The organism is Rhodanobacter sp. B2A1Ga4, assembly GCF_018101315.1.
In the GTDB taxonomy this organism is placed as follows: domain Bacteria; phylum Pseudomonadota; class Gammaproteobacteria; order Xanthomonadales; family Rhodanobacteraceae; genus Rhodanobacter; species Rhodanobacter thiooxydans_A.
This window is the reverse complement of sequence record NZ_JADBJR010000001.1, coordinates 919,795-945,418: the sequence shown is the minus strand read 5'-3', so window position 1 is coordinate 945,418 and position 25,624 is coordinate 919,795. Positions and strand designations below refer to the sequence as shown.

The 25,624-nt window shown below is 65.4% G+C and carries 23 protein-coding genes and 6 tRNA genes; 22 read left to right on the top strand and 7 right to left on the bottom strand.

Going from position 1 to position 25,624, the window contains the following annotated elements; genetic code table 11:
- Window position 1 precedes the first annotated feature (1 nt).
- Entirely contained in the window at window positions 2-1,801 is a 1,800-nt protein-coding gene (locus tag IMW82_RS04340; RefSeq protein ID WP_211003948.1) for an aminopeptidase P family protein, read from the bottom strand.
- A 207-nt stretch (window positions 1,802-2,008) separates the two neighbouring features.
- Between IMW82_RS04340 and IMW82_RS04335 the strand changes: the two genes are divergently transcribed.
- The 8 genes from IMW82_RS04335 to truD are packed head-to-tail and all read left to right on the top strand — an operon-like array spanning window position 2,009 to window position 9,838.
- A complete protein-coding gene (locus IMW82_RS04335) occupies window positions 2,009-3,679 on the top strand; it encodes a CTP synthase (protein WP_108473025.1) in 1,671 nt (556 codons plus the stop codon).
- Entirely contained in the window at window positions 3,676-4,512 is an 837-nt protein-coding gene (gene kdsA, locus IMW82_RS04330) for a 3-deoxy-8-phosphooctulonate synthase (protein WP_211003947.1), read from the top strand. The genes IMW82_RS04335 and kdsA overlap by 4 nt, the downstream gene beginning before the upstream one ends.
- Before the next feature lie 60 nt (window positions 4,513-4,572).
- The gene (gene eno / locus IMW82_RS04325) at window positions 4,573-5,871 is read left to right on the top strand and encodes a phosphopyruvate hydratase (RefSeq protein WP_211003946.1); all 1,299 of its coding nucleotides are present in this window, start codon (window positions 4,573-4,575) and stop codon (window positions 5,869-5,871) included.
- A 10-nt stretch (window positions 5,872-5,881) separates the two neighbouring features.
- Window positions 5,882-6,217 carry a cell division protein FtsB gene (ftsB, locus tag IMW82_RS04320; RefSeq protein ID WP_108473022.1) on the top strand — a complete coding sequence of 112 codons (336 nt, stop codon included), beginning with the start codon at window positions 5,882-5,884 and terminating at the stop codon, window positions 6,215-6,217.
- Complete coding sequence (ispD, locus tag IMW82_RS04315) at window positions 6,214-6,909, top strand: 2-C-methyl-D-erythritol 4-phosphate cytidylyltransferase (RefSeq protein WP_211003945.1); 696 nt, start codon at window positions 6,214-6,216, stop codon at window positions 6,907-6,909. The genes ftsB and ispD overlap by 4 nt, the downstream gene beginning before the upstream one ends.
- A complete protein-coding gene (gene ispF / locus IMW82_RS04310) occupies window positions 6,909-7,382 on the top strand; it encodes a 2-C-methyl-D-erythritol 2,4-cyclodiphosphate synthase (protein WP_211004302.1) in 474 nt (157 codons plus the stop codon). Before ispD ends, ispF begins: the two co-directional genes overlap by 1 nt.
- The gene (gene mgtE, locus IMW82_RS04305) at window positions 7,379-8,773 is read left to right on the top strand and encodes a magnesium transporter (protein WP_211003944.1); all 1,395 of its coding nucleotides are present in this window, start codon (window positions 7,379-7,381) and stop codon (window positions 8,771-8,773) included. Before ispF ends, mgtE begins: the two co-directional genes overlap by 4 nt.
- 48 nt (window positions 8,774-8,821) lie before the next feature.
- Window positions 8,822-9,838: a tRNA pseudouridine(13) synthase TruD gene (truD, locus tag IMW82_RS04300; RefSeq protein ID WP_211003943.1), complete on the top strand. Its 1,017-nt coding sequence runs from the start codon at window positions 8,822-8,824 to the stop codon at window positions 9,836-9,838.
- Here truD and IMW82_RS04295 read toward each other — a convergent pair.
- Together IMW82_RS04295 and IMW82_RS04290 are read right to left on the bottom strand one after the other, a co-directional pair.
- A complete protein-coding gene (locus tag IMW82_RS04295; RefSeq protein ID WP_211003942.1) occupies window positions 9,821-10,456 on the bottom strand; it encodes a hypothetical protein in 636 nt (211 codons plus the stop codon). The genes truD and IMW82_RS04295 overlap by 18 nt on opposite strands.
- A 46-nt stretch (window positions 10,457-10,502) precedes the next feature.
- Window positions 10,503-11,051, bottom strand: a complete 549-nt coding sequence (locus IMW82_RS04290; RefSeq protein WP_211003941.1) for a Smr/MutS family protein — start codon at window positions 11,049-11,051, stop codon at window positions 10,503-10,505.
- Window positions 11,052-11,203: 152 nt separating this feature from the next.
- Here IMW82_RS04290 and surE point away from each other — a divergent pair, with 152 nt between their 5' ends.
- Genes surE through IMW82_RS04270 form a run of 4 tightly spaced genes read left to right on the top strand, consistent with a single transcriptional unit; the run spans window position 11,204 to window position 14,374 of the window.
- The gene (gene surE / locus IMW82_RS04285; protein WP_211003940.1) at window positions 11,204-12,001 is read left to right on the top strand and encodes a 5'/3'-nucleotidase SurE; all 798 of its coding nucleotides are present in this window, start codon (window positions 11,204-11,206) and stop codon (window positions 11,999-12,001) included.
- 3 nt (window positions 12,002-12,004) lie between these two features.
- Window positions 12,005-12,685 carry a protein-L-isoaspartate(D-aspartate) O-methyltransferase gene (locus tag IMW82_RS04280; RefSeq protein ID WP_108473014.1) on the top strand — a complete coding sequence of 227 codons (681 nt, stop codon included), beginning with the start codon at window positions 12,005-12,007 and terminating at the stop codon, window positions 12,683-12,685.
- Window positions 12,685-13,293 (top strand): VTT domain-containing protein, encoded by a 609-nt coding sequence (locus IMW82_RS04275; RefSeq protein ID WP_211003939.1) that lies wholly within the window; start codon window positions 12,685-12,687, stop codon window positions 13,291-13,293. The genes IMW82_RS04280 and IMW82_RS04275 overlap by 1 nt, the downstream gene beginning before the upstream one ends.
- Window positions 13,294-13,345: 52 nt before the next feature.
- The gene (locus IMW82_RS04270) at window positions 13,346-14,374 is read left to right on the top strand and encodes a peptidoglycan DD-metalloendopeptidase family protein (RefSeq protein WP_211004301.1); all 1,029 of its coding nucleotides are present in this window, start codon (window positions 13,346-13,348) and stop codon (window positions 14,372-14,374) included.
- Between the two features lie 16 nt (window positions 14,375-14,390).
- Here IMW82_RS04270 and IMW82_RS04265 read toward each other — a convergent pair whose 3' ends face one another.
- On the bottom strand, window positions 14,391-14,768 hold the full coding sequence (locus IMW82_RS04265; RefSeq protein WP_211003938.1) for an Mth938-like domain-containing protein: 378 nt from the start codon (window positions 14,766-14,768) through the stop codon (window positions 14,391-14,393).
- Entirely contained in the window at window positions 14,768-15,064 is a 297-nt protein-coding gene (gene yhbY / locus IMW82_RS04260) for a ribosome assembly RNA-binding protein YhbY (RefSeq protein WP_108473010.1), read from the bottom strand. Before yhbY ends, IMW82_RS04265 begins: the two co-directional genes overlap by 1 nt.
- An 81-nt stretch (window positions 15,065-15,145) precedes the next feature.
- Here yhbY and rlmE point away from each other — a divergent pair, with 81 nt between their 5' ends.
- From rlmE to IMW82_RS04220, 8 genes are all read left to right on the top strand, one after another.
- Entirely contained in the window at window positions 15,146-15,796 is a 651-nt protein-coding gene (gene rlmE, locus IMW82_RS04255) for a 23S rRNA (uridine(2552)-2'-O)-methyltransferase RlmE (protein WP_211003937.1), read from the top strand.
- Complete coding sequence (gene ftsH, locus IMW82_RS04250; protein ID WP_211003936.1) at window positions 15,793-17,751, top strand: ATP-dependent zinc metalloprotease FtsH; 1,959 nt, start codon at window positions 15,793-15,795, stop codon at window positions 17,749-17,751. The genes rlmE and ftsH overlap by 4 nt, the downstream gene beginning before the upstream one ends.
- A 271-nt stretch (window positions 17,752-18,022) precedes the next feature.
- A tRNA-Arg gene (locus tag IMW82_RS04245) sits at window positions 18,023-18,099 on the top strand.
- A 180-nt stretch (window positions 18,100-18,279) separates the two neighbouring features.
- Window positions 18,280-18,356, top strand: a tRNA-Pro gene (locus IMW82_RS04240).
- A gap of 25 nt (window positions 18,357-18,381) precedes the next feature.
- Window positions 18,382-18,458, top strand: a tRNA-Arg gene (locus tag IMW82_RS04235).
- Between the two features lie 14 nt (window positions 18,459-18,472).
- Window positions 18,473-18,549, top strand: a tRNA-His gene (locus IMW82_RS04230).
- Between the two features lie 19 nt (window positions 18,550-18,568).
- A tRNA-Lys gene (locus tag IMW82_RS04225) sits at window positions 18,569-18,644 on the top strand.
- A gap of 904 nt (window positions 18,645-19,548) precedes the next feature.
- Window positions 19,549-20,322 (top strand): hypothetical protein, encoded by a 774-nt coding sequence (locus IMW82_RS04220; protein WP_211003935.1) that lies wholly within the window; start codon window positions 19,549-19,551, stop codon window positions 20,320-20,322.
- Window positions 20,323-20,538: 216 nt separating this feature from the next.
- Here the strand turns inward: IMW82_RS04220 and IMW82_RS04215 are convergent, their stop codons facing one another.
- Window positions 20,539-21,798: an ATP-dependent helicase gene (locus IMW82_RS04215; protein ID WP_211003934.1), complete on the bottom strand. Its 1,260-nt coding sequence runs from the start codon at window positions 21,796-21,798 to the stop codon at window positions 20,539-20,541.
- Window positions 21,795-23,585 carry an AAA family ATPase gene (locus IMW82_RS04210; protein WP_211003933.1) on the bottom strand — a complete coding sequence of 597 codons (1,791 nt, stop codon included), beginning with the start codon at window positions 23,583-23,585 and terminating at the stop codon, window positions 21,795-21,797. Before IMW82_RS04210 ends, IMW82_RS04215 begins: the two co-directional genes overlap by 4 nt.
- Before the next feature lie 564 nt (window positions 23,586-24,149).
- On the opposite strand from IMW82_RS04210, the gene IMW82_RS04205 reads away from it, so the two are divergent.
- Window positions 24,150-24,234, top strand: a tRNA-Leu gene (locus IMW82_RS04205).
- A gap of 88 nt (window positions 24,235-24,322) precedes the next feature.
- Window positions 24,323-25,615, top strand: a complete 1,293-nt coding sequence (tig, locus tag IMW82_RS04200; RefSeq protein WP_211003932.1) for a trigger factor — start codon at window positions 24,323-24,325, stop codon at window positions 25,613-25,615.
- Window positions 25,616-25,624: the final 9 nt, after the last annotated feature.

Sequence of the window (25,624 nt, the reverse complement as noted above, 5' to 3'; positions counted from 1 at the left end):
CCTACAGCGGCGCGCAGTGGCGGTTCAGCCACTCCAGGTCGGCGTCGTCCAGCAGCGGGCTGAGCGCGGCGCGCACGCTGGCGTGGTAGTCGTCCAGCCACGCGCGCTCCTCCGGGTTGAGCAGGCCCGCTTCCAGCGCGCGGCGGTCGAACGGGCACATGGTCAGCGTCTCGAAGGCGAGGAATTCGCCGAACTCGGTGCGGTCGGCCTCGACCACCACCGCCAGGTTCTCGTGGCGGATGCCGTGCCGACCGGGCTTGTACAGGCCCGGTTCGATCGAGCTGATCATGCCCGGCTCCAGCGCCACCAGCGCGCCGCCGGCGACCGGCGGGCGGATCGACTGCGGGCCCTCGTGCACGTTGAGGAAGTAGCCCACGCCGTGGCCGGTGCCATGGCCGTAGTCCATGCCCGAAGCCCACAGCGGCGCGCGCGCCAGCGCATCCAGTTGCGGGCCGCTGGCGCCTTTCGGGAAGCGCGCGCGCGACAGCCCGATCATGCCCTTCAGCACCAGGGTGGCGTCGCGGCGCTGTTCCGGCGTGGTCTCGCCCAGCGCCAGCACGCGGGTGATGTCGGTGGTGCCGCCCAGGTACTGGCCGCCGGAGTCGATCAGCAGCAGGCCCTTCGCCTGCAGCGTGCTGTGCGATTCCGGCGTGGCGCGGTAATGCGGCAGCGCGCCGTTGGCCTGGTAGCCGGCGATGGTGGCGAAGCTCTCGCCGACCCAGCCGGGCTGCGCCGAGCGTTCCTCGTGCAGCAGGGTGTCGACGTCCAGCTCGGTCACCGTCATGCCGGCGGCGAGGCGCTGTTCCAGCCGGCGGAAGCCGCGCACCAGGGCGGCGCCGTCGCGGCGCATCACGTCGCGGATGTGTTCGAGTTCGGCGGCGCTCTTGACCGCCTTGAATGCGGTGCTGGGGTTCGCCGCCTCGACCCGCCTGACCGTCGGCGCGATGGCGGCGGCGACCGCACTGACCACCCGGCCGCTGTCCAGCAGCAGGCGATCGTCGGCACCCAGCTCGTTCAGGGTGGAGGTGACCGAGGCGTAGTCGGCGATACCGATGCCGTCGGCGGCCAGCCGGGCCACCAGCGCATCGCCGAGCTTGGCGCGGCCCACGAACAAGGTGGCGCGGTGATCCGCCTGCACCAGCAGATGGGCCAGGAATACCGGGTTGCACTCCACGTCGCTGCCGCGCAGGTTGGTCAGCCAGGCGATGTCGTCGAGGCTGGACAGCAGGTGGTGGGTGGCGCCGAGCTTGTGCATCGCCTTGCGCAGGCGGGCGAGCTTGTCGGCGCGGGGGATGCAGGCCCAGGCCAGTTCGTGTTCGACCACCGGTGCCTGCGGCAGGGCGGGACGATCCGTCCAGATCGCCCCGGGCAGGTCCAGGTCGGTGCGCACGGTGGCGTTGCCGTCAGCCAGACGGCGCTTGATCTGTTCCAGGGTGGTCACGGCCAGGCTGTCACCGGCCACCGCCAGCACGTCACCCTCGTGCAGGTGCTGCTGCAGCCATTCCAGATGCTCGGGCGTGTGCGGCACGCGCAGCTTCATCAGGCTGATGCCGCTGCCAGCCAGTTGCTGCTCGGCTTGCGCGAAATAGCGCGAATCGGTCCACAGCCCGGCCTGGTCGCGAGCCACGACCAGGGTGCCGGCCGAACCGGTGAAGCCGGACAGCCATTCGCGTGCGGCCCAGTGGGCGGGCAGGTATTCGGACAGGTGCGGGTCGGCGCTGGGAACGAGCACGGCGGCGACGCCGTGCTGCTGCATGGCCGCGCGCAGGGCGGCGAGACGGGCGGGGACGGGGTTGTTCATGTCCGAAATGCTAGCAGAGGGCGCCGGCGGCGTAGGGCGGGCACTGCCCGCCGCAGCCTGGTCAGCGCAGAGCTGGCGAGCAATGCCCGCCCTGCAGAGCGCTTCGCATCAGCCCGGAAATGAACCAAAGCCGGAGAATTCTTCGTTGCCATCTCGCAGTGCGGCGCTTCTGCAGCTAAAATGCCAATTTCCGCACGGCTGCTTTCCATGACCCCCCTGATTTTCGTCACCGGCGGTGTGGTGTCCTCGCTTGGCAAGGGCATTGCTGCGGCGTCGCTCGCTTCCATTCTCGAAGCGCGGGGCCTCTCGGTCACCATGATGAAGCTCGATCCCTACATCAATGTGGATCCGGGCACGATGAGTCCCTTCCAGCACGGCGAGGTCTACGTGACCGACGACGGCGCCGAGACCGACCTCGACCTTGGCCACTACGAGCGCTTCGTCCGCACCCGCCTGACCGGCAAGAACTCGATCACCACTGGCAAGATCTACGAGAGCGTGATCCGCAAGGAACGCCGCGGTGATTACCTGGGCGCCACCGTGCAGGTGATCCCGCACATCACCGACGAGATCAAACACTGCATCCACGAGGCCACCCGCGGTTTCGACGTGGCGCTGGTGGAGATCGGCGGCACCGTGGGCGACATCGAATCGCTGCCATTCCTGGAGGCGATCCGCCAGCTGCGCATCGAGCATGGCCCGGAGAAGGTGGTGTTCATGCACCTCACCCTGGTGCCGTACATCAAGGCCGCCGGCGAGATCAAGACCAAGCCGACCCAGCACTCGGTGAAGGAACTGCGCTCGATCGGCATCCAGCCGGACATCCTGCTGTGCCGCTGCGAGCAACCGCTGCCGGAGGGCGAACGGCGCAAGATTGCGTTGTTCACCAACGTGCCGGAAAACGCGGTGATCAGCGCCGCCGACGTGGACATCATCTACAAGCAGCCGCTGTACCTGCACCAGCAGGGCCTGGATGACATCGTGGTCAAGCGCCTCGGGCTGGACGCCAAGCCGGCGGACCTGTCCGCGTGGCAGCGCACGGTCGATGCGGTGGAGCATCCGAAGGACGAGATCACCGTCGCCATCGTCGGCAAGTACGTCGAGCACAAGGACGCCTACAAGTCGCTGGGCGAAGCACTGCGCCACGGCGGCATCAAGCAGCTGACGCGGGTGAACCTGGACTGGGTCGACTCCGAGCAGGTCGAGGCCGAAGGCGCCGCCAAGGTGCTCGGCAAGGCCGATGCGATCCTGGTGCCCGGCGGCTTCGGCAAGCGTGGCTTCGAGGGCAAGGTGCTGGCGGCGAAGTACGCGCGCGAGCACGGCGTGCCGTACTTCGGCATCTGCTACGGCATGCACGCGGCGGTAGTGGATTTCGCCCGCCACGTTGCCGGCCTGGAAGATGCCGACTCCAGCGAGAACGACCGCAACACGCCGAATCCGGTGATCGCGCTGATCACCGAATGGACCACCGCCAGCGGCGAAGTCGAGCAGCGCAGCGACCGTTCCGACTTCGGCGGCACCATGCGCCTGGGCGCGCAGGAGTGCCGCCTCAAGGCCGGCACGCTGGCGCGCGAGTTGTACGGCCAGGACGTGGTGCGTGAGCGCCATCGCCATCGCTACGAATTCAACAACCGCTACCGTCAGCCATTCGAGGACCTGGGGCTGGTGATCTCCGGCAAGTCGATGGACGACCTGCTGGTGGAGATCGTGGAGCTGCCGCAGCAACAGCATCCGTGGTTCCTCGGCTGCCAGGCGCACCCGGAGTTCACCTCGACCCCGCGCGACGGCCACCCGCTGTTCATCGGCTTCGTGCGCGCCGCGCGCGAGTTCAAGGCTGTGCGCGACGGCGAGAAGCTGGCGAAGGAGCATGTGGCATGAAGTTGTGCGGCTTCGAGGTCGGCCTGGACCGGCCGCTGTTCCTGATCGCCGGCCCCTGCGTGGTGGAGTCTGAGCAGCTGCAGCTGGACACCGCCGGCACGCTGAAGGAGATCGCCGCGCGGCTCGGCGTGAACTTCATCTTCAAGTCCAGCTTCGACAAGGCGAACCGCTCCTCCGGCGACAGCTTCCGCGGGCCGGGCATGGAAGAAGGGTTGCGCATCCTGGGCGAAGTGAGGCGCCAGATCGGCGTGCCGGTACTCACTGACGTGCATGAATACACGCCGTTTGACGAAGTGGCATCGGTGGTCGACGTGCTGCAGACGCCGGCGTTCCTGTGCCGGCAGACCGACTTCATCCAGAAGGTGGCACGCGCCGGCAAGCCGGTGAACATCAAGAAGGGCCAGTTCCTGGCGCCGTGGGACATGAAGCACGTGGTGGCCAAGGCGAAAGCCGTCGGCAACGACGACATCATGGTGTGCGAGCGCGGCGCCAGCTTCGGCTACAACAATCTGGTCTCGGACATGCGCTCGCTCAGCGTGATGCGCGAGACCGGCTGCCCGGTGGTGTTCGACGCCACCCACTCGGTGCAACTGCCTGGCGGCCAGGGTGCGACGTCGGGCGGCCAGCGCGAGTTCGTGCCGGTACTGGCGCGCGCGGCGGTCGCCGTGGGCGTGGCCGGCCTGTTCGCCGAGACGCATCCCGATCCCAGCAAGGCGCTGTCCGATGGCCCGAACGCCTGGCCGCTGGGCAAGATGGAGGCGCTGCTGGAAACCCTGATGGAACTGGATGCCGTGACCAAGCGGCACCGCTTCCTGGAGCAGGATGTTTCCTGAAACATCGGGCGCAGCGATGCGCCCGTTCCAACTCTTTCACCATCAGCTTACGGAAACCGCATGAGCACCCAGATCACCCGCATCCACGCCCGTGAAATCCTCGACTCGCGCGGCAACCCCACGCTGGAAGCCGAAGTCACCCTGGCCGATGGCGGCTTCGGCCGTGCCGCGGTACCGAGCGGCGCTTCCACCGGTTCGCGCGAGGCGGTCGAGCTGCGCGACGGCGACAAGTCGCGCTACGGCGGCAAGGGTGTGAAGAACGCGGTCGCGAACGTCAACGGTGTGATCGCCGGGGCGCTGAAGGGTTTCGATGCGGCCGACCAGAAGGGTCTGGACGCCAAACTCATTGCGCTGGACGGTACGCCGAACAAGGGCAAGCTGGGCGCGAACGCGCTGCTCGGTGTCTCCATGGCGGCGGCGCATGCCGTGGCAGCCTCGCGCGGCGAGCCGCTGTGGCAGTACCTGTCGCATGGCAAGCCCGGCGCGCTGCCGGTGCCGATGATGAACATCATCAACGGCGGCGCGCACGCCGACAACAACGTCGACGTGCAGGAGTTCATGATACTGCCGGTGGGCATGCCGAGCTTCGCCGAGGCGCTGCGCGCCGGTGCGGAAATCTTCCACGCGCTGAAGAGCGTGCTGCACGGCCGCGGCCTCAGCACGGCGGTGGGCGACGAGGGCGGCTTTGCGCCGAACCTGCGCTCCAACGTCGAGGCGATTGACACGATTCTCGAAGCCGTGAACAAGACCGGCTACAAGGTCGGCAGCGAGATCCTGCTCGGCCTGGATGCGGCCAGCTCGGAGTTCTACAAGAACGGCAAGTACGATCTGGCCGGCGAAGGCAAGCAGTACAGCTCGGCGCAGTTCGTCGACCTGCTCGCCGGCTGGGCGAAGCAGTACCCCATCGTCACCATCGAGGACGGCATGGCCGAAGGCGACTGGGACGGCTGGAAGCTGCTCACCGATGCGATCGGCGATCGCATCCAGGTGGTTGGCGACGACCTGTTCGTGACCAACCCGGCGATCTTCCGCGAAGGCATCGAGAAGAAGATCGCCAACGCGATCCTGATCAAGGTGAACCAGATCGGCACGCTGTCCGAGACGCTGGAAGCGATCGCCATGGCCGACGCGGCAAAGTACGCGGCGGTGATCTCGCACCGTTCCGGCGAGACCGAGGACACCACCATCGCCGACATCGCGGTGGCCACCACCGCCACCCAGATCAAGACCGGCTCGCTGTGCCGCAGCGATCGCGTGGCGAAGTACAACCAGCTGCTGCGCATCGAGGAAGCGCTGGGTTCGGCCGCGCGCTATGCCGGTCGCGATGCGTTTCCGAATCTGACCCGCCTGCCGGGCTGAACGGCCGCCCATGCTGCGCTGGATCGCCCTGGTTCTGATCCTGCTCCTGATCGGACTGCAGCTGAAGCTGTGGACCGGCAGCGGCAGCATGCACGAGGTAGACAGTTTGCGCGTGGCGGTGAAGAAACAGGCCGATGAGAACACCAGGCTGCTGCAGCGCAACCAGGCGGTCGGCGCCGACGTGCTGGACCTCAAGCATGGCGACCAGGCGGTCGAGGCGCGGGCGCGCACCGAACTGGGGCTGATCAAGCCGGGCGAAGTGTTCTACCAGGTGGTCGAACCACCGGCCCGCAGCAGTAGCTCGCTGCCGCCACCGCCACCCGCCACGCCTGCCGGATCGCCATGAGCGCGCCGACGCTGTGGTGCGTGGTGCCGGCCGCGGGGCGCGGCACCCGGGTTGGCGGCGACTGCCCGAAACAGTACCTGCCGCTGGCCGGGCGGCCGCTGATCGCGCACACGCTGGAACGGCTCGCCGCGCATCCGCGGATCGGCGGCCTGCTGGTGACGCTGGCGGCGGCCGATGCGCACTGGTCCGGCATCGGCACGCTCAACGGCAAGCCGGTGCTGACCGCGATCGGCGGGGCCGAGCGCAGCGATTCGGTGCTGGCCGGAATCGACGCGTTGCCCGCGTCGGTGGGTGCGGGCGATTTCGTGCTGGTGCACGACGCCGCGCGACCGTGCGTGCGGCTGGCTGATATCGGCAAGTTGATCGAACGGGCCGGCGCGGCCGACGGCGGCCTGCTCGGCGCGCCGCTGCGCGATACGCTGAAGCGGGCGAATACGGCCGGCCGCAGCGAGCTGACCGAGCCGCGCGACCTGCGCTGGCGCGCCTTCACGCCACAGATGTTCCGGCGTGCTCAACTGGCGACAGCGCTGCGCGAGGCGGCACGACGCGGCGTGAACGTCAGCGACGAGGCGATGGCGATGGAGCTGGCCGGCTTCGCGCCGTTGCTGGTCGAGGGCGCCGAGGACAACATCAAGGTGACGACGGCAGCGGATTTCGCGCTGGCCGAGTTCCTGCTTTCAAGGACAGCATGATGCGCATAGGCCAGGGTTTCGACGTGCATGCATTCGGCGAGGGCGACCACATCACCCTGGGCGGCGTGCGTGTGCCATATCGCCACGGCGTGGTGGCGCACTCGGACGGCGACGTGGTGATCCATGCGCTGTGCGACGCGATCTTTGGTGCGCTGGCGCTGGGTGACATCGGCCAGCACTTTCCGCCGTCGGACGAGCGCTGGCGCCATGCCGACAGCCGCCAGTTCCTGCGCCATGCGGCGATGCTGATGGCGCAGCACGGCTACACGCTGGGCAATGCCGACATCACCGTGATCGGTGAGGCGCCGAAGGTCGGCCCGCACGCGCAGGCGATGCGCCAGAACCTCGCCGCCGACCTGGACAGCGAAATCGGCCGCATCAGCGTCAAGGCCACCACCACTGAAAGGCTCGGTTTCTGCGGCCGTGGCGAGGGGATCGCCGCGCAGGCGTGCGTCCTGCTGGAACGCGTGTGACGGAAGTAGAGGCCCGCAGCGCCGCCAGCAGGCTGCACGACCAGCTCGAAGCCATCGTCGAGGTGCTGCGCCGGCACGACGACGAGAGCCCGCTACCGGCCGGGTCGCAGGCCGAATTGCGCCGGCAGCTGGACGAGCTGCATCCGGCCGACATCGCGTTCATCCTCGAATCGCTGCCACTGGACGATCGCCTGGCGGTCTGGCAGCTGGTCAAGGCCGATCGTGACGGCGAGATCCTGCTGGAAGTGTCCGATGCGGTGCGCGAATCGCTGATCGCTGACATGGATCGCCACGAGATCCTCGCCGCGGTCGAGCCGCTGGACGCGGACGAGCTGGCCGACCTGGTCGAGGATCTGCCGACCGCGATGCTGCCGGAGCTGATGGCGAGCCTGGACACGCAGCAGCGCGAGCAGGTGCAGTCGGCGCTGTCCTATGAGGACGACCAGGTCGGCGCGCTGATGGACTTCGAGATGGTCACCATCCGCGAGGACGTGAGCCTGGAAGTGGTGTTGCGCTACCTGCGCCGCTGGGACGAGCTGCCGGCGCAGACCGACAAGCTGTTCGTGATCAACCACGACAACCTGCTCACCGGCGTGCTGCCGCTGCACTGGCTGCTGGTGAACCCGCCGGAGAAGATGGTCAGCGCGGTGATGGCGCCGGACGTCAACACCTTCCATCCCACCGACGACGCGTACGACGTGGCGCAGGCCTTCGAGCGCTACGACCTGGTGACCGCGCCGGTGGTCGACGAGCGCGGCCACCTGATCGGTCGCATCACCATCGACGCGATGGTCGACGTGATCCGCGAGGAAGGCGAGAGCGAAGCGCTCAGCCGCGGCGGCCTGCGCGAGGAAGAAGACATCTTCGCCTCGGTGTGGGCCTCGCTGAAGAACCGCTGGTCGTGGCTGGCGATCAACCTGGTCACCGCCTTCATCGCCTCGCGCGTGATCGGCCTGTTCGAGGGCTCGATCGAGCGGCTGGTGGCGCTGGCCGCGCTGATGCCGATCGTGGCCGGCATCGGCGGCAACTCCGGCAACCAGACCATCACCATGATCGTGCGCGCGCTGGCGCTGAACCAGATCACCGCCGAAAGCGCGAAACGGTTGTGGCGCAAGGAACTGACCGTGTCGCTGCTGAACGGGCTGATCTGGGGCGGGGTGATCGGCGTCGTGGCGTGGGTGCTGTACGACAGCGTGTCGCTGGGCCTGGTGATGACCGCGGCGATGACGCTCAACCTGCTGCTGGCGGCGTTCGCCGGTGTCGGCATCCCGGTGCTGATGACGAAGTTCGGCCGTGACCCGGCGCTGGGCTCCAGCGTGCTGATCACCGCGATGACCGACAGTGGTGGCTTCTTCATCTTCCTTGGCCTGGCCACGATTTTCCTGATGTGAACCACCCGATCCGCACGCGCTGGATCATCCCTTGTCGTTGAGCATGCCATGTCCGAACTTCCGTACGCCTTCGGCGAACCGCCACTGACCGCCCGCCTGCGCGTCGCTCCCGAGGACTTCCAGGTCGAGGAGATCCTCGGCTACGACGCCGATGGCGCGGGCGAGCATGCCCTGCTGTGGGTGGAGAAGCGCGGGGCGAATACCGACTGGGTCGCGCGCGAGCTGGCGAAATTTGCCGGCGTGCCGCAGGTCGCGGTGGGCTATGCGGGCATGAAGGATCGCCATGCCGTGACCCGGCAGACCTTCTCGGTGCAACTGGCCGGCAAGCCCGACCCGGACTGGTCAGCGTTTCCGCATGCGGAAGTAAAGGTGCTGGCGGCGACACGGCATTCGCGCAAGCTCAAACGCGGCGCGCTGCGCGGCAACCGTTTCGTGCTGGTGTTGCGCGAGGTGCAGGGCGACCATGCGGCGGCCGAACAGGTGCTGACGCAGATCGCCGCGCGCGGGGTGCCGAATTACTACGGCGAGCAGCGTTTCGGCCGCGAGGGCGGCAACGTGGCGCAGGCGCGGGCGATGTTCGGCGGGCGCCGGGTGGATCGCGACAAGCGGTCGTTCCTGCTGTCGGCGGCGCGTTCGCACATCTTCAACAGCGTGCTGGCGGCACGGGTCGAGCGTGGCGTCTGGGACAGCCCGCTGGAAGGCGAGATCTGGTCGCTGGCCGGTTCGCGTTCCTGGTTCGGTCCGGAGCCGTTCACCGACGCGTTGGCCGAGCGGCTGGCGCGTGCCGACATCCATCCGTCCGGCCCGTTGTGGGGACAGGGCGAGCCACCCACGCAGGGCGAGGCGGGCGCGCTGGAGCGCGAGATCGGTGCCGCCAACGATGACCTGGCCGCCGGTCTGGCGGCCGCGCGAATGGACCAGGAACGCCGCCCGCTGCGGCTGCTGCCGAACGACCTGCGCTGGCGCTGGCTGGGTGACGATGCGCTGGAACTGTCGTTCGAGCTGCCGGCCGGCGCGTATGCCACGGTGGTCGTGCGCGAGCTGGCCTCATCGACTGCCGCTTGAACCGGCGACTGGCGCGATGCGCTGCATGACCTTGCCGTCGCTGTCCAGGAAAGTCAGGCTCGGCGCGCCTGTGTCGGGCACCTCCAGCAACAGTCGTTTGCGCCCGGCGCCGTCCATCAGGGCGAGCCTGGCGACACCGTCGTCGTCGCGTCCAACCCAGATGCGCCGATGTCCTTGTCCGCTCTCCTGGCTGTCCGATACGGCCAGGCCGGCCATGCGATCCTCGTGGTCGTCCACCCCGAGCAACTGGACGACCTGGTTGGCGTTGTAGCGGTCGAACGACAGGCTGCCGCCGGAATCCACCACCTCGCCCCTGGCGTTGCGATGCCCGCCGAAGATCAGGCCGCCGGTCTCCGAGCCTTCGTCGTTGTAGAACAGCATGCCCGCCTGCGGGCGGTCGAAGGCTTGTTCGTGACCTTTCACGATGATGCCTGGCAGACGGGCGTGGTTGGCGATCACCATGCGCAGCGTGCCGTCGGGCTCGACGATGTTGATGCGTTGCACGTCCAGCGTGTCGAACTTCGTCCGCGAGACGGCGGCGCCCAGGACCGTGGCGGCAAAGACGGCGGTAAGCACGCCGGAATAGATCATCAGGAAACGTTGGCCAGGTGGGCGCATGGGAGATCCTCGTTTGTGACGCGATGGTCCGGGTGTGTCGGGAAAGTCAGCTTGAACGCAGCAGCACGATCACCGCGCCGGTGCCGCCCAGCGCGGGCCGCGCCGAAGCGAACGCAACCACGTCGTCGCGCCGGCGCAGCAGGCGGTCGGTGAGGCCTTTCAGCACCGGTCCGGCGGCCTTCGAGCGCAGGCCCTTGCCGTGCACGATGCGCACGCAGCGCAGGCCGTGCTGCTTCGCCTCGGCCAGGAAAGCCACGATGCTGGCCTGCGCGGCGGCGGCGTTCATCTGGTGCAGGTCGAGATCGTCCTGCACGCTGAACTGGCCGCGCTTGAGTTGGCGCAGCAGCTTCGGCGGGTAACCGTCGCGCAGGTAGCCCAGTTCCTCGCCCACTTCGAGCAGGGCCGGGTCGAACGCCATGTCCAGCAATTCGCCAGGCACCGCGGCCTCGTCCGCTTCCAGCATGTGCGGGTGCGGCGCGGGTTTCGCAGCCGCTGGCGGCGCCGGCACCGGGGTCAGCGGACGCACATCGCCGATCGCCTCGCGGAACAGGCGGCTGTCGTCGTCATCGACCGGTGCGGGTGGGCGGCGCTTCATGCCTGCATGCTAAGTCAAAGCGGGTGCATGACGGGAAGGCGAAGATCGCGGCGCAGTGAAACCGGCGCCACGCTCCGGTAAACTCGGCGGGTGTGGCGCGCGCCGTGAGGTCATGGACAAGCGTGTCCGCAATCCGTTTTCGATGGAGCATCATGCGAGTTCTGGTCAGTAACGACGATGGCGTGGATGCACCTGGCATCCGCGTGCTTGCCGAACGTCTCGGCGAAGTGGCGCAGGTGACGGTGGTGGCGCCCGATCGCGATCGTTCCGGCGCCAGCAATTCGCTCACGCTCGATGCGCCGCTGCGCGTCCTGCCGATGGGCAACGGTTACTATCGCGTCGCCGGTACGCCGACCGATTGCGTGCATCTGGCGCTGGCCGGGCTGCTGGACGAAGAGCCCGACATGGTCGTGTCCGGCATCAACAATTCGGCGAACCTGGGCGACGACGTGATCTATTCCGGCACGGTGTCGGCGGCGATGGAAGGGCGTTTCCTGGGGCTGCCGGCGATCGCGGTGTCGCTGGTCAGCCGAGACCACAAGGGCGAGCATTACGACTCGGCGGCGAAGGCGGTGCTGCTGCTGATGCAGCGCCTGCTGGTCGATCCGCTGCCGGCCGATACCATCCTCAACGTCAACGTGCCGGACCGGCCGTGGGCGGAAATCGAAGGCTTCGAGGTGACCCGGCTCGGTCGCCGCCATCGTGCGGCGCCGTGCATCGCGCAGACCGATCCGCGCGGGCGGCCGATCTGGTGGATCGGTCCGGCCGGCGAGGTGGACGACGCCGGTCCCGGCACCGACTTCAATGCGGTGCGACGTGGTTTTGTTTCCGTCACGCCGATCCATGTCGACCTGACCCGCTTCCAGGCACTGGAGAAGGTCAGCAGCTGGATGCAGCCGTTGAGCGACGCGATGGCGGTGAGCCGCACCAGCAACGACGAGGCGGCCTGAGCCATGACCACGTATCCATTGCCTGCCGCGGACTTGAAAGGCGAGGGAATGACCTCGCAACGCGCGCGTGATCGCCTCGCGGCGACCCTGAAGGAGGGCGGTATCCGCGACGCGCGGGTGATCGAGGTGATCCGCGACCTGCCGCGCCATCACTTCATTGACCAGGCGCTGCATTCGCGCGCCTATGAAAACGACGCACTGCCGATCGGCCACGGCCAGACCATCTCGCAACCGTGGGTGGTGGCGCGCATGACCGAGGCGCTGCTGGAGTTCGGCATGCCGCAGAAGGTGCTGGAGATCGGCACCGGCTCCGGCTACCAGGCCGCGGTACTGGCGGCGCTAGTGCCGCAGGTGTTCACGGTGGAGCGGATCGAGGCCTTGCTGCGCCAGGCACGCCGGCGCTTCCGCCAGCTCGGCCTGACCAACCTGCGTTCGCGTTATGACGACGGCAAGCTCGGCTGGGCGGACGAGGCGCCGTTCGACGCGATCATCCTCACCGCCGCCGGCGACACCATCCCTACCCGCATCCTCGACCAGCTCAGCCCCACCGGCGTGCTGGTGGCGCCGGTCGGCTCGCCGAGCCGGCAGACGCTGATCCGCATGCGCGGCGATGGCCACGGCGATTTCATCCAGGAGGAACTGGGCGCGGTCAGTTTCGTGCCGCTGCTGGGCGGGATCGGCTGATGCGTCTGTTCGGGGCACTGTATGCGCGTGCGCTGAGCTGGGCACGCGAGCCGAGGGCGCTGTATTACCTGTCCGGGCTGAGTTTCGTCGAGTCGTTCATCTTCCCGATTCCACCGGAAGTGATGCTGGCGCCGATGATGCTGGGCAAGCGGCACAAGGCGTTCTTCTTCGCCAACATCAGCCTGCTGTTCTCGCTGCTGGGCGCACTGGTGGGCTACGTGCTGGGCCACTGGGCGTTCCATGCCCTGCGGCCGGTACTCGACGCGTTGCACCTGCTGGCGCCGATCGAGCAGGGCGTGGCGACCTTGAGCCGGCAGATGGTCGAGCATCACTGGGGCATGTACGGCGTGCTGATCCTGGCCGCGTTGCAGCCGGTGGTGCCGATGAAATTCGTCACCTGGGCGTGCGGCATCATCGGCGTGCCGATCCTGCCGTTCCTGGCCTGCATCGGGCTCGGTCGCGGCAAGCGCGTGTGGTTGCTGGCGTTGTTGATCCGCCTGTTCGGTGAACGCGCCGAGCGGATCCTGCACAAGTACGTCGAATGGATCGGCTGGGCCGCGCTGGCCATACTGGCCCTGCTGCTGGTGTGGTGGTTCTGGCTGCGTTGAGCGGCGTTGCCCCGCGGAGTGGCGTCGCATGAAAAAGACCGCCCGCCTCGGTATGCTGGTGCGCATGGATAGATATCTCCAGTGGCTGGCAACCCTCGCCGTGACCGTGCTGCTTGCCGCCTGCGGCACCATGCGCAGCTCGGTCGTGGTGGAGCCGGCGGCCGGCGGCTACGACGACCACCGCCCTGTCACCGCCACGACGGCGCCGGCCCGCACGCCGATTCCCGGCGGCAGCTATGCCGTGGTGCAGGGCGACACGTTGTACTCGATCGCGTTCCGCAAGGGCGTGGATTTCCGCGACCTGGCGCAGTGGAACGGCATCGCCGCGCCATACACGATCTGGCCGGGACAGCGACTGACGCTTTCCCCACCGGCAAAAACTGCCGCCGGGCCGGTGACTGCCACGCCTGGCCATGTCGGCGGTGCGTCGGTGGCGTCGGCACCCGCGTCGGCACCCGCGGCATCATCGGCGCCGGTATTCGAGCCGGTTGCCGCACCGGCCACGCTGCCGCCGGCGCATCCATCGGCGGCCGCGTCTGCGAGCGTGCCGGCCACATCTCCGACGAGCGTGCCACTACCGGCAAAGTCGGCTGCGCCCGCCGTCGCTGCGACAATGACGGCCGTGGTACCGGTGGCGGGCATGCCGGCCGCCGTGCCGGCGACCATGCCGGCGCCCTCGCCGCCGCCTGCGGGAGTCTCGCGTGTGGTCAGCAGCGTGCAATGGCGCTGGCCGGCCGATGGCAGCCTGGTGGGGCGTTTCCAGGGTGGCGACGCGATTCCCGGCATCGAGATCGCGGGCAAGTCCGGCGACCCGGTACGCGCTGCCGCCGATGGCGTGGTGGTGTACAGCGGCAACGGCCTGGTCGGCTACGGCGAGCTGGTGATCATCAAGCACAATGACAGCTTCCTGTCCGCCTACGGCCACAATCGCAAGCGCCTGGTCAAGGAAGGTCAGCGGGTCAGCATGGGCCAGCAGATCGCCGAGATGGGTTCGACCGGCGCCACCCGCAACGAACTGGAATTCCAGATCCGCAAGGACGGCAACCCGGTCGATCCGTTGGGCTATCTGCCGCCGCGTTGATCGCGGCGCCGGCCGATCAGGCCAGCGGCAGGATGAACCCGGCCACCACCCGCCGCCCTTCGCCGGCCAGCAGGTTGTAGGTGCGTGCGGCAGCGGCGTTGTCCATCACTTCGATGCCGATGCCCTTGCGCAGGAAACCGGCCATGAACGCGGCAGCCGGGAATGCCTGGCGCTCGCCGGTGCCCAGTATCACCAGTTCGGGTTGCAGTGCCAGCAGGGTTTCGACATGACTGGCGTCCAGCGTGTCGGCGGCGGTGACCGGCCAGTTCTCGATCGCCCGATCGGGTGCGAGCAGGAAACTGCTGGTGAGCTCGCGGTCGATCAGCGTGACCCCACGCGCGCCGACGCGGCGTACGTAGAGATAACCCTCGGGACGTTCGAGCGACAGGTCCATCAGCGTGGCAGGGCGATCTTCGGCTCGTCGGCGTTGCGGCGGAACAGCACGACGACATGGCCGATCTGGTGGATCTTTTCGGCCCCGGTGCCTCCGGTCAGCACGTCGATCTGGGCCTGCCGCTCGTCCTTGTCGCCGCCGGACAGCTTCACCTTGACCAGCTCGTGGATGTCCAGCGCCTGGCCCAGTTCCTTCACCACGGCTTCGCTGGCGCCCTTGTTGCCGAGCAGGACGACTGGGCTCAGGTCATGGGCAAGGCTGCGCAGGTAGCGGATCTGCGAGGAGGAAAGGGCCATGCGCGGGTGCTCGATTCGCGGTAAATGAACGGCAAAGGGTATCATGCGCCATCCCGTTCCCCAATCGGCGACTGTGACGACATGGCCCGCAGCAAGAGCAGCGCAGTCTGGCTGCGCGAACACTTCAATGACGAATATGTGAAGAAAGCCCAGGCCGAGGGCTTGCGTTCGCGTGCGGTGTACAAGCTGGAGGAACTGCTCGAGCGCGACCGCCTGCTGAAGCCGGGCATCAACGTGGTCGACCTTGGCGCGGCGCCGGGCAGCTGGTCGCAGCTGGTGCGCAACCGGATGGGCGACAGCGGCAAGGTGTTCGCGCTGGACATCCTGCCGATGCAGAGCATCGCCGGGGTGGATTTCCTGCAGGGCGACTTCCGTGAAGAGTCCGTGCTGCAGGAGCTGGAATCGCGCCTGGAAGGGCTCAAGGTGGATCTTGTACTGTGCGACATGGCCCCCAATATGAGTGGTGTGGCGCTGGCCGACCAGATCCGGGCGATGGCTCTGGCCGAACTGGCGCTGGATTTCAGTCGGCAGTGGCTCAAGCCGGGCGGCTCGTTCCTGATCAAGTTGTTTCAGGGAGTCGGCTTTGACGATTACTTGCGCAGCTTGCGCGCGGACTTCACCCGCGTAACCATGCGTAAACCTAAGGCCTCCCGCGCGCGTTCGCGTGAGGTGTACGCACTGGCGGTGGGCCGCAAGCCTGCCACGGTGTCACCGGGCGAGAACCGTGCATGAACGAAACAGCTAAAAATGTGTTGCTCTGGGTAATCATCGCGGTGGTCCTGTTCACCGTGTTCCAGAGCTTCAATCCGCATGGCGCGGCCTCGTCCGACCTGCCTTACAGCTCGTTCGTGCAGAGTGTCGACAACGGCAACGTCGCCAACGCCACGATCAGTGCCGACCAGCCGGCCACCATCAGCGGCAAGCTGAAGGACGGCAGCGCGTTCCGCACGGTCGCGCCGATGCTCGGCTTCTCCACCAATGCGGTGGTCAAGCAGATGCAGGACAAGGGTGTCGAGGTTCGCCAGGATCCGTCCGAGGGCTTCTCGTTGATCGGCCTGCTGATCAGCTGGCTGCCGGTGCTGCTGATCGTGGGCGTGTTCATCTGGTTCATGCGCCAGATGCAGTCCGGCGGCGGTGGTCGTGGCGCGATGAGCTTCGGCCGTTCGCGCGCCAAGCTGCAGGGCGAGGACCAGATCAAGGTCAATTTCAGCGACGTCGCCGGTTGCGACGAGGCGAAGGAGGAGGTCGGCGAGCTGGTCGAGTTCCTGCGCGATCCGGGCCGCTTCCAGAAACTCGGCGGCAAGATTCCACGCGGCGTGCTGATGGTCGGCCCGCCCGGCACCGGCAAGACCCTGCTGGCGAAAGCCATCGCGGGCGAGGCCAAGGTGCCGTTCTTCGCGATCTCCGGTTCCGACTTCGTCGAGATGTTCGTTGGCGTCGGCGCGAGCCGCGTGCGCGACATGTTCGAGCAGGCCAAGAAACACGCGCCGTGCATCATCTTCATCGACGAGATCGACGCGGTCGGCCGCCATCGCGGCGCCGGCCTGGGCGGTGGTCATGACGAGCGCGAGCAGACGCTGAACCAGCTGCTGGTCGAGATGGACGGCTTCGAGGGCACCGAAGGCATCATCGTGATCGCCGCGACCAACCGTCCCGACGTGCTGGATCCGGCGCTGCTGCGCCCGGGCCGCTTCGACCGCCAGGTGGTGGTGGGCCTGCCCGACGTGCGTGGTCGCGAGCAGATCCTCAAGGTGCACATGCGCAAGGTGCCGATCGCCAGCGACGTCGACGCGATGACCATTGCACGCGGCACGCCCGGTTTTTCCGGTGCCGACCTGGCCAACCTGGTCAACGAGGCGGCGCTGTTCGCCGCGCGCGAGAACGCGCGCGAAGTGCGCATGAGCCACCTGGACAAGGCGCGCGACAAGATCCTGATGGGTGCCGAGCGCCGCTCGATGGCGATGAGCGAGGACGAGAAGAAGCTCACCGCCTATCACGAGGCTGGCCATGCGATCGTCGGCCGGCTGGTGCCCGAGCACGACCCGGTCTACAAGGTCACCATCATCCCGCGCGGGCGTGCGCTGGGCGTCACCATGTACCTGCCTGAGGGCGACAAGTACAGCATCAACCGCGTGGCGATCCAGTCGCAGCTGTGCTCGCTGTACGGCGGGCGCGTGGCCGAGGAACTGATCTTCGGCAACGACAAGGTCACCACCGGTGCTTCCAACGACATCGAGCGGGCCACCAAGATGGCGCGCAACATGGCGACCAAGTGGGGCCTCTCCGACGAGTTGGGTCCGATCACCTACGGCGAGGACGAGGACGAGGTGTTCCTGGGCCGCTCGGTGACCCAGCACAAGAGCATCTCCAACGAGACCGCCAGCAAGATCGACGAGGTGGTGCGCGGCATCCTTGATCGTGCCTATGCGCGCAGCAAGGAATTGCTGACCGCGAACCTCGACAAGCTGCATGCCATGGCCGAGGCCTTGCTGCAGTACGAGACGATCGACGCACGGCAGATCGACGACATCATGGCTGGGCGTGTGCCTGGGCCTCCGGCTGACTGGACGAAAAACGCCTCGACCGGGGCCACGCCGCCGCCTCCGCCGCCGAAGGGTGGCGCCGACTCGACTGTCGGCAAGGTTGGCGATCCGGCACCGCAGAATCGGACCAGTCTCGACGGCTGACGCCGTTTGGACGGCCATTCGATGCAGTGTAAAGAGGGCGGCCGCTGGCCGCCCTCTTCGTGCAAGGGTGGATTTCCTGTGGTGCCCCCGCTGCGGGCGGCGCGTGAGGGAATGACGTTCGGCAGGCCGCCATCCGCAGGACATGAGAAATTCGGTGAAGAAATTTCACGAAAAGGGTTGACGCAAGCGGGCGGAGCCTGAATAATTCCGCTCCTTGCTTCAACAGCTTCGATGTGCAGACATCCTGCTTGCGAAGCAAAGATTTTTCAGTGCGCCCGTAGCTCAGTTGGATAGAGTACCTGGCTACGAACTAGGTGGTCGGGAGTTCGAATCTCTCCGGGCGCACCATTTTTATTCTGTGAGACGGGGTGCCTGCACCCCGTTTTGTTTTCAACGGGAGACCTGTACGGCTCCCCGCGAAAACGGTGATGAAGAAACACAAGGTGTGCTTCGATACGGATTGACTGAGCGAAGCGGCACCCGTAACATTTCAAGGCTCCGGTGATGGCATGGCCGGTGGTTCGAAAGCGGGGTATAGCTCAGTCTGGTAGAGCGTTGCGTTTGGGACGCAAAAGTCGGGGGTTCGAATCCCTCTACCCCGACCAGCGAGACGTTCTGCCTGCAGCGACTGCGCCTGTAGCTCAACCGGATAGAGCATCGGCCTTCTAAGCCGACGGTTGCAGGTTCGAGTCCTGTCTGGCGCACCAGTATCAGGTCGATGGTGGATGTAGCTCAGCTGGTTAGAGTCCCGGATTGTGATTCCGGTTGTCGTGGGTTCGAATCCCATCATCCACCCCAGTTTCAACCCAGGTTTCCTGGGCCGTTAGCTCAGTTGGTAGAGCAGTTGACTCTTAATCAATTGGTCGAAGGTTCGAATCCTTCACGGCCCACCAATTAAAACAGGCACTTAGGTTCCCTAAGTGCCTGTTGTTAATTGTTAGGGGACGATCATGTCTCCCCTATGTCTCCCCCCAAGGCCCCGCCATGGCTTCCCACATGGCTTCCCGTGGCTCTTCATGTCTCCCCCGGGATTTTCCCTGGCTTCCCCCTTCCCGAGCCCAAGCGCGCCCCTGGAGCTGCCAGGGACGCACGCGATGAGGGCCATGGCGATCTGCCCGACCACCTTTGGCTGCGGCGCGACGATCTGCTGGGTTTCCGCACGGTGTGGCCGCTCGAGCCGTGCTCGAGCCCTTCGCCTTCGTTGAAGCGGTGGTTCCAGCGTTGGAGACGGCAAGCAAGAACCGGTCTGCACTTGGACGGAGAGGCCGACCAGGGGCAAGACCCGCCTCGCCCTCACTGCGGCGCTGCCGGCCTTCGACATCAAGGGACGGCGGCGTGTCAGTGTGCCGGAGGATGTTCGAGGCCGTGTCACGCGTGCCATGGGCCCCAGCACCTACCGCTTCAACGGCATGATCCTGGCGCTCGCCCAATGGGCGCTGGATGACCTGCGGAAGTAACACAAGCGGCTGGTCATCCTGCCCGGGCCGCAGGGGTAGGGGCGGCCTAACCATCGGCCCAGCCGGTTGGACGAAGACAGAAGAGTAGGTGCGCCTGGCGGCTCACGCCCCATCTGGTGCTGTTGCTGTGTATGAGATGGAGCTACTCGGTAGGACTGGGCCAAGGTCCTCGATCGGGATTGCAGAAAACCGGAAATAACCTGCCGTCAGCCCTTGACGAGCCGCGGGTTTGGCCTAGGTTGGAGGCATGAACCGAGACCGAACGGTCTCTGTAAGCACCCAGCAGGGAGGAATCGTGTGGCGGCTGGGCATCAATACTGAACTATCGAGGACATCCATCATGACCATCCGCCCCATCTCGAAGGCCGCACGCTTGTTCCGCCACGTCCTTGGTAATTCCTGGTCTTTTGTTGGGCTGAAGAAAGGGTCTCCCTTCATGAGCCTGGCCACGACGCCAACCACCGGTGCGGCGAAGCCGTCTTCCTGGTTGCTCAACAACGAACCGGATCTCACACCAGATCAGGTGTGGATGGTCCTGGGAACCCCAGATCATGGACGATCCATACTCAACGGTGTGGCAATCGCAGATACCGCAGAACAGGCATCCGAAATCGTTGAAGAACAGTATCAATGGGAGCCACTTGTCGTCGTGAGTGAAACGGGGCTTGATGAGTGGATCGAGACTGCCGAAGCTGCGCCCGCCTATGTGGTGCGGAATGTTTTTGGTCATGCTGGCACGCGACGGTTTTCGTGCATGTTTGTCACACATGACGCTCAGCACCCCATTCGTCAGGCCTGGGTCATGGCTGCCAACGAGCGCGCGGCTCGCGATGCTTGGCGACAACTTGGCAAAACTGAGGAACCCGCAGCGGTATTCGACCTTTCAAGTCTCACCTCGTTGAGGGAGAAAGTGCGATCTGTTCGTTTGTATCGTGGCAATGGTGCGATGACAGACGGTCGCCAGTTTTCAGATCGGGATCAGCGATGGTATGAGTTGGAAGCCCAAAAGCGGCCAGGTGGACGTGCTGAACTAAATGCCAATGCGCAAAGACTTCATGCTATCCAGATGCGTGTTCATGCAAAGCAGCAGCTTGCTGCTAATGGTGGCAAGTGAGCATCGGGATGAGCGTTCTATCAGCTGATAGCCAGGGTAGCCCAACAGGCCTATGCAAGCAGGGCAATCGGCAAAGTTGCAGGTGCGTTCCCGGCGAGACCAAGCGTGGCGCGGCGTGCTGCGTCCAGCATGCGCAGTGAACGAGGCCAGGTATGGTATACATCACTCGGCTTAATTAATTATTTTCACGGGGCACGAATGGGTGCGCGTGGCCAGCTACTTAAACGGGGGTTGGTCCAATTGCTTCTTCAGCTGGACCAACACGAGGCAGTCTGATTTCGCTCGGGTGATCGCGTTGTAAAGCAGACGACGTTTGTGTTCGTCGTCACCGGCCACGGCCGCGGGCCAGAGCACCACCACATGCTCGAACTCCCTGTTTTTCGCCCCATGCACGGACATGGCTCGAAGACCTCGATCAAGCGGCCGTTGGAAGCGGCGGCGATTGGCGTAAATCATCTGGATGCGCTCAGCCAGCGCATCTCGGGTGATGATTGCCGGACCGCGCGTGCGACTTAATCGGTCGAGCCACGACGCCACCTCGCGAACCAATGCTTGATCGTGGAGAGCGTGCATGGCCGCGAACGCTTGCGCTAGGGTTGCCTCTTTGGTTAGAACGATGCCTTCCATGGCGATTTCGGCGGCCCTGGTTTCGCTCTTCTCCCACGCAATCGCGTAAGGCCCCAGTCCTCGCTTGTTTGATTTGGTGCTGGACCAAGTGACGACCCCCTCTGCGAATTGTTTGATGGTTGGCGTGATGACAGCGAGCCCGCCGCCCTTAAGGCCGGCAATGCGCGTGTTCAAATATCCGCCCGCCATGGGGGCTGTTGCTGTGTGGGAAACGGTGAATCCTTTGCCAGCCGGCACAGCGCGGCCACTTCTAACTGCCGCCGCGGCATCGAGCAAGGAAGCGACACGGGTGCGCATCGGTTGTTCGAGGGCGATGTGGTCTTTCTGCGCGCTCAACCACTCCCATGCGGGATTGGGTCTCAGCTCTTCATTCAGGCATTGAAATTCATCGGCCGCGATCAGTGCGGTCAGCTCCGTGACAAGGCATTGAACGATGCTCAACCTGGAACGAGAGAGATCTTGGGCTTCATCGATCACCAAGATGGGAAATGAGGCCTTGACCCAGCGCACGACCTCTGGGTGGGTGAGGACCAGAGCGGCAACGGCGCATATGTCGTCATATTCGGTCTCTTGGGGAATGCGGGCGCCAAGTTGCACGGCCAAGGACTGCCACCGTCGAACGATCCGTGAGGCAAAGCTGTCCAGCGTGGTGCACTCGTAACGCCTTCCAAGTCCTTGCACCGATGCCAGACGATCGTCGAGCCTTCGGCGGGCGCCGTGCATGAAGGTCAGGGCGAGCACTTTCTGGCCCTTCTTGGGCGGCTGGGCCTCGATGATTGCGGCCAGCCGTTGCATCAACTGATACGTTTTGCCGCAACCAGCTCCGCCTGAAAAGACGGTGACGCTCATGGCTGGAATACCCAGGCCTGGTGGCGTTGGACGAAGCGTGGGGTGGCTGTTCCAGCGCACGCTTGGGCGATGGCTTGGAAGAGTTCCGATGCTCGGGCACGGCACGCAGCGCTTTCACAGATGGCTTCGGCGATGGCCTCATACAACACCAGATCGCACTTTTTGTTTTTTATTTTCATGTGCGCGATCACGCCGGCAATGTCGGCCCCATCAAGCTCTGGCACGTCATTGGTCAAGCCGGCTAGGGAAGCCACGTCCGCTTCGAGGATCCAGCCGACGGCATCTTCAATCATTTGACCGTCAGGCCAGCGGATCACCACGGCTGGCGGCTGAGCCAGGCCAGCAAGATTGCGAACGTAGCGCTGTCCTTCATCATCGCCATCAACGAGGCAACACACCCGAGGATGGATCCGCGATAGGTCAACTGTCGTTTCCACGACCTTCGCGTCCTCAGTGGGAACTACGCCGACCTCAAGCCCGAACGCATGGGCATGCTCGCCACCCCACCCCTGATGGAGCATGAGGGGCCTGAGCACGGTCTTGAGAAGCAGGTGGTCCGAGCGGCCTTCCGGCACCAACACGGTGGCATGCATCAACGCATCGATCACCTCGGTGCGATTGTGCTGATAGAACCTGCGCTGCCAGTTGGCTGCATCTGGTCCCAACTTCTTGGCTAGGAACGGTTCCGCTGAAAGCCGCCCCGCGACGTTCCTCAACATCAGAACCGACGTGGGGTCCGCCATGGCGGCGATGGTCGGCGAGTGCGTGGTGATGAAGGTCTGGGATGAGAGGGCCTGCACGCGCAAGACAATTTGCTGCTGAGTTGCTGGCGGCAGGTGCAGTTCCGGTTCTTCCAGTGCCATCGTGAAGCCATCCCCGGCTTCGGCACGGAGGCGACCCAGTTCGAGCAAAAGAAAAAGGCCTTGCAGTGAGATGAGCCCGTTGCCTTGCCGCGCGGCAGGAACACTGGCGGCATCTCCCACCGCGTAGTGCGGCGATACCGCATCCAAGACCGAGCGACTGTCGGTGCTGGTCACCCGGAGCGTGAGCCGGGGTGACAGGGCGATGCATCGCGCGACCTCGTTGTTGATACTGTTGATCAGAGGGGCGATCTGGGGGTCTTCCTCGATGGCTCTTTCCGGCGTCCGAAGCTGATTGCGTTGGGCCAAGATCGCATCGGCTGGTTGCGCTGCGGCTGCTTGAAGGGTGCGCCGGAACAGTTCGCTCCCCCAGGACAGAACTCGCTCCCAGGTGCGGCTGGCCCGCACTAGGAAAAAGCCGAATTGCTGCACAAGTTTTGGCGGAACGCCAATCGGGGAGTCATCATCGAACGGGTCCATGACGCCATCGTGGTCATGGAAGTAGCGAACCACTTCAACCGTCAGAGATGGGCGGTCGAAGTAAGCCTGCACACCGATCTGACAACACAGTTTCCAGTTGGCATCCGTCCGGGCAGGATGGACCGCGCCCTCCGCGTCGTCCCACCACTTTGGGACGGCGCGCCCATCTCGGAACCAATCCGGGTGGTCAGCGGGGTCATCGCCCTCGAAGCCAATGATGGTGGTGACGAGTTGTATACGATCGGCGGGCTGGGGGTCGGAGCCAAAGAAGTCGTGTTCGGTTAGGTCCCGGATCAATCGATCACGACCCAGCAGGAGGGTCAGAGCCTCAATGACGGTGGTTTTGCCGGTGTTGTTGGCCCCCACCAAGACCACATGAGATTTGAACCGAAGGTATCCCTCACGGATGCCTCGATAGCTCCTAATCGAAAGATCGGCCACTCTCATGATCACCCTGTCCCTGAAAGCCTGTCCCCGCCTCAAACTATATCGAATCGGAGGAAGGGAGGCCGGGAAGGAGCGCGAAACGCGTATCTCGAACGCTGCTGTTTTGTGTCTCCGGTATGTCTCCCCCCAGTTGGACATCTTGCCACCTCTTGGCACTTTGAGCAGGTTGGCAGAATGGCGTGGTTGAGCCATTTGTGCCATTTGGGGCAGGGCGAGCGGACCCCCGCCGATGGGCTCTTTGTTCACTCTTAATCAATTGGTCGAAGGTTCGAATCCTTCACGGCCCACCAATCGACAGAACGCCGATCGCTTGCGATCGGCGTTCTGCTTTGCGCCGGCGGAACGAAGCTGCGGCATGCCGGCGCTGGCGCGGTTCGGCACTACTGTCAGCGCTTGTGCTGCATGGTCGTGCAACCGTAAAATGATCCGCTTTCGTATAAGGGAATCATCGACTTAGGCGGGCGTGGCTGCGGGGGGCGAGGCGAGTCGCAGGCGGAGTTGCTCCGGCAGGCGACAATCGTTTTCAGAATCCAGTGGTTACGTGTGTCTGGCGAGTGTGGCAAGGCGAGAGTGGCGGAATTGGTAGACGCACCAGATTTAGGTTCTGGCGGTTAACCCCGTGGGGGTTCGAGTCCCCCCTTTCGCACCATGCCCCGCTGGTTTCTTTGTTTTCAGGCGGCACGGCCGCCATGGCGCCGGTGACAGGCCCACAACATCAGGTAGTACCAGGAGACGTCATGCAGGTTTCGGTTGAGAACATCGGCACGCTCGAGCGCAAGCTCACGGTGAAATTTCCCGCAGAGCGGTTCGAGACGCAGGTGAGCGCACGCATTGCGGAAATGGGCCGTACGGTTCGCCTGAAGGGTTTTCGCCCGGGCAAGGTGCCAACGACGGTAATCAAGCAGCGTTTCGGCGACCAGGTGCGTGGCGAGGTGTTGTCCGACCTGATCGGCAGCACGCTACGCGAGGCGGTGGCGCAGGAGAAGCTGCAGCCGATCGCGAACCCCGCCATCGACACCACTGGTCGGCCGGAAAACGGTGAAATTGCCTATACCGCAACGTTCGAGATCATGCCGGAGTTCCCGCTAGTCGACGTGAACGCGCTTGAGATCAGCCGCCCGGTGGCGGTGGTGACCGACGCCGACATCGACAAGATGCTGGAGACCCTGCGCCAGCAGCGCCGCAGCTTCGACGAGGTGGGTCGTGCCTCGGCCGAGGGCGACTTCGTCATGTTCGAGTACTCGGCCGAAGCCGGCGACTACCGCTTCCCGGTCGATGGCCTGGAGCGTGCCGGCAGCGTGCTGGGCTCGGGCACCCTGTTCAAGGCGCTGGACGATGCGCTGGCCGGTCGCAAGGCCGGCGATGCTTTTGAAACCGAGATCGCCTTCCCGGAAGATTTCCGCAACGAGCAGCTGGCCGGCAAGAGCGCCCGGGTCAGCTTCAGCATCCTCAAGGTGCAGGAACCGAAGCTGCCCGAGATCGACACCGAGTTTGCGAAATTGTTCGGCATTGTGGACGGCGATCTGGAGACGTTCCGCAAAGAGGTGCGCGCGAATCTGGAGCGTGAATTGAAGGCGGCGCTGATGGCGCGCCTGAAGTCCGAGGTGGCGGAAAAGCTGTCGATCGCGCACGCCGGGCTGGACGTGCCGAAGCTGATGGTGCAGTCCGAGGCGCGCAACATGGCCGCCGGCAGCGTGCCGCAGGGCCAGCAGCCGCCACCGCAGCTGATCGAGGCGGCCATGCCGATCGCGCGTCAGCGCGTGATCGCCGGCCTGCTGATGGGCGAGATCGCGCGCAAGCAGGAGATCAAGATCGACCGCAAGCGCGTGGCCGAACAGCTGGCGGCGATCGCCTCGACCTACGAGGAACCGGAAAAGGTCATTGAACTCTACAACGGCGACCCCCAACTGATGTCCGGGCTGCAGAATCGCGTGATGGAAGATCAGGTGGCCGAGTGGGTGGCGGAACACGCCAGCACCACCCAGCTGGACCTGAGCTTCGACGACGTGATGCGCCCAGCCAACGCCTGAGCAATCGGG

Excerpts from the sequence above, each read along its gene's own strand:
- IMW82_RS04335 (WP_108473025.1), top strand. The coding sequence starts at position 2,009 with ATGACCCCCCTGATTTTCGTCACCGGCGGTGTGGTGTCCTCGCTTGGC.
- ispD (WP_211003945.1), top strand. The coding sequence starts at position 6,214 with ATGAGCGCGCCGACGCTGTGGTGCGTGGTGCCGGCCGCGGGGCGCGGC.
- IMW82_RS04220 (WP_211003935.1), top strand. The coding sequence starts at position 19,549 with ATGACCATCCGCCCCATCTCGAAGGCCGCACGCTTGTTCCGCCACGTC.
- rlmE (WP_211003937.1), top strand. The coding sequence starts at position 15,146 with ATGGCCCGCAGCAAGAGCAGCGCAGTCTGGCTGCGCGAACACTTCAAT.
- kdsA (WP_211003947.1), top strand. The coding sequence starts at position 3,676 with ATGAAGTTGTGCGGCTTCGAGGTCGGCCTGGACCGGCCGCTGTTCCTG.
- IMW82_RS04210 (WP_211003933.1), bottom strand. The coding sequence starts at position 23,585 with ATGAGAGTGGCCGATCTTTCGATTAGGAGCTATCGAGGCATCCGTGAG.
- truD (WP_211003943.1), top strand. The coding sequence starts at position 8,822 with ATGTCCGAACTTCCGTACGCCTTCGGCGAACCGCCACTGACCGCCCGC.
- IMW82_RS04265 (WP_211003938.1), bottom strand. The coding sequence starts at position 14,768 with ATGGACCTGTCGCTCGAACGTCCCGAGGGTTATCTCTACGTACGCCGC.
- eno (WP_211003946.1), top strand. The coding sequence starts at position 4,573 with ATGAGCACCCAGATCACCCGCATCCACGCCCGTGAAATCCTCGACTCG.
- IMW82_RS04295 (WP_211003942.1), bottom strand. The coding sequence starts at position 10,456 with ATGCGCCCACCTGGCCAACGTTTCCTGATGATCTATTCCGGCGTGCTT.
- IMW82_RS04280 (WP_108473014.1), top strand. The coding sequence starts at position 12,005 with ATGACCACGTATCCATTGCCTGCCGCGGACTTGAAAGGCGAGGGAATG.
- yhbY (WP_108473010.1), bottom strand. The coding sequence starts at position 15,064 with ATGGCCCTTTCCTCCTCGCAGATCCGCTACCTGCGCAGCCTTGCCCAT.
- IMW82_RS04340 (WP_211003948.1), bottom strand. The coding sequence starts at position 1,801 with ATGAACAACCCCGTCCCCGCCCGTCTCGCCGCCCTGCGCGCGGCCATG.
- IMW82_RS04215 (WP_211003934.1), bottom strand. The coding sequence starts at position 21,798 with ATGAGCGTCACCGTCTTTTCAGGCGGAGCTGGTTGCGGCAAAACGTAT.
- IMW82_RS04275 (WP_211003939.1), top strand. The coding sequence starts at position 12,685 with ATGCGTCTGTTCGGGGCACTGTATGCGCGTGCGCTGAGCTGGGCACGC.
- ftsH (WP_211003936.1), top strand. The coding sequence starts at position 15,793 with ATGAACGAAACAGCTAAAAATGTGTTGCTCTGGGTAATCATCGCGGTG.
- ftsB (WP_108473022.1), top strand. The coding sequence starts at position 5,882 with ATGCTGCGCTGGATCGCCCTGGTTCTGATCCTGCTCCTGATCGGACTG.
- IMW82_RS04270 (WP_211004301.1), top strand. The coding sequence starts at position 13,346 with ATGCTGGTGCGCATGGATAGATATCTCCAGTGGCTGGCAACCCTCGCC.
- surE (WP_211003940.1), top strand. The coding sequence starts at position 11,204 with ATGCGAGTTCTGGTCAGTAACGACGATGGCGTGGATGCACCTGGCATC.
- ispF (WP_211004302.1), top strand. The coding sequence starts at position 6,909 with ATGCGCATAGGCCAGGGTTTCGACGTGCATGCATTCGGCGAGGGCGAC.
- tig (WP_211003932.1), top strand. The coding sequence starts at position 24,323 with ATGCAGGTTTCGGTTGAGAACATCGGCACGCTCGAGCGCAAGCTCACG.
- IMW82_RS04290 (WP_211003941.1), bottom strand. The coding sequence starts at position 11,051 with ATGAAGCGCCGCCCACCCGCACCGGTCGATGACGACGACAGCCGCCTG.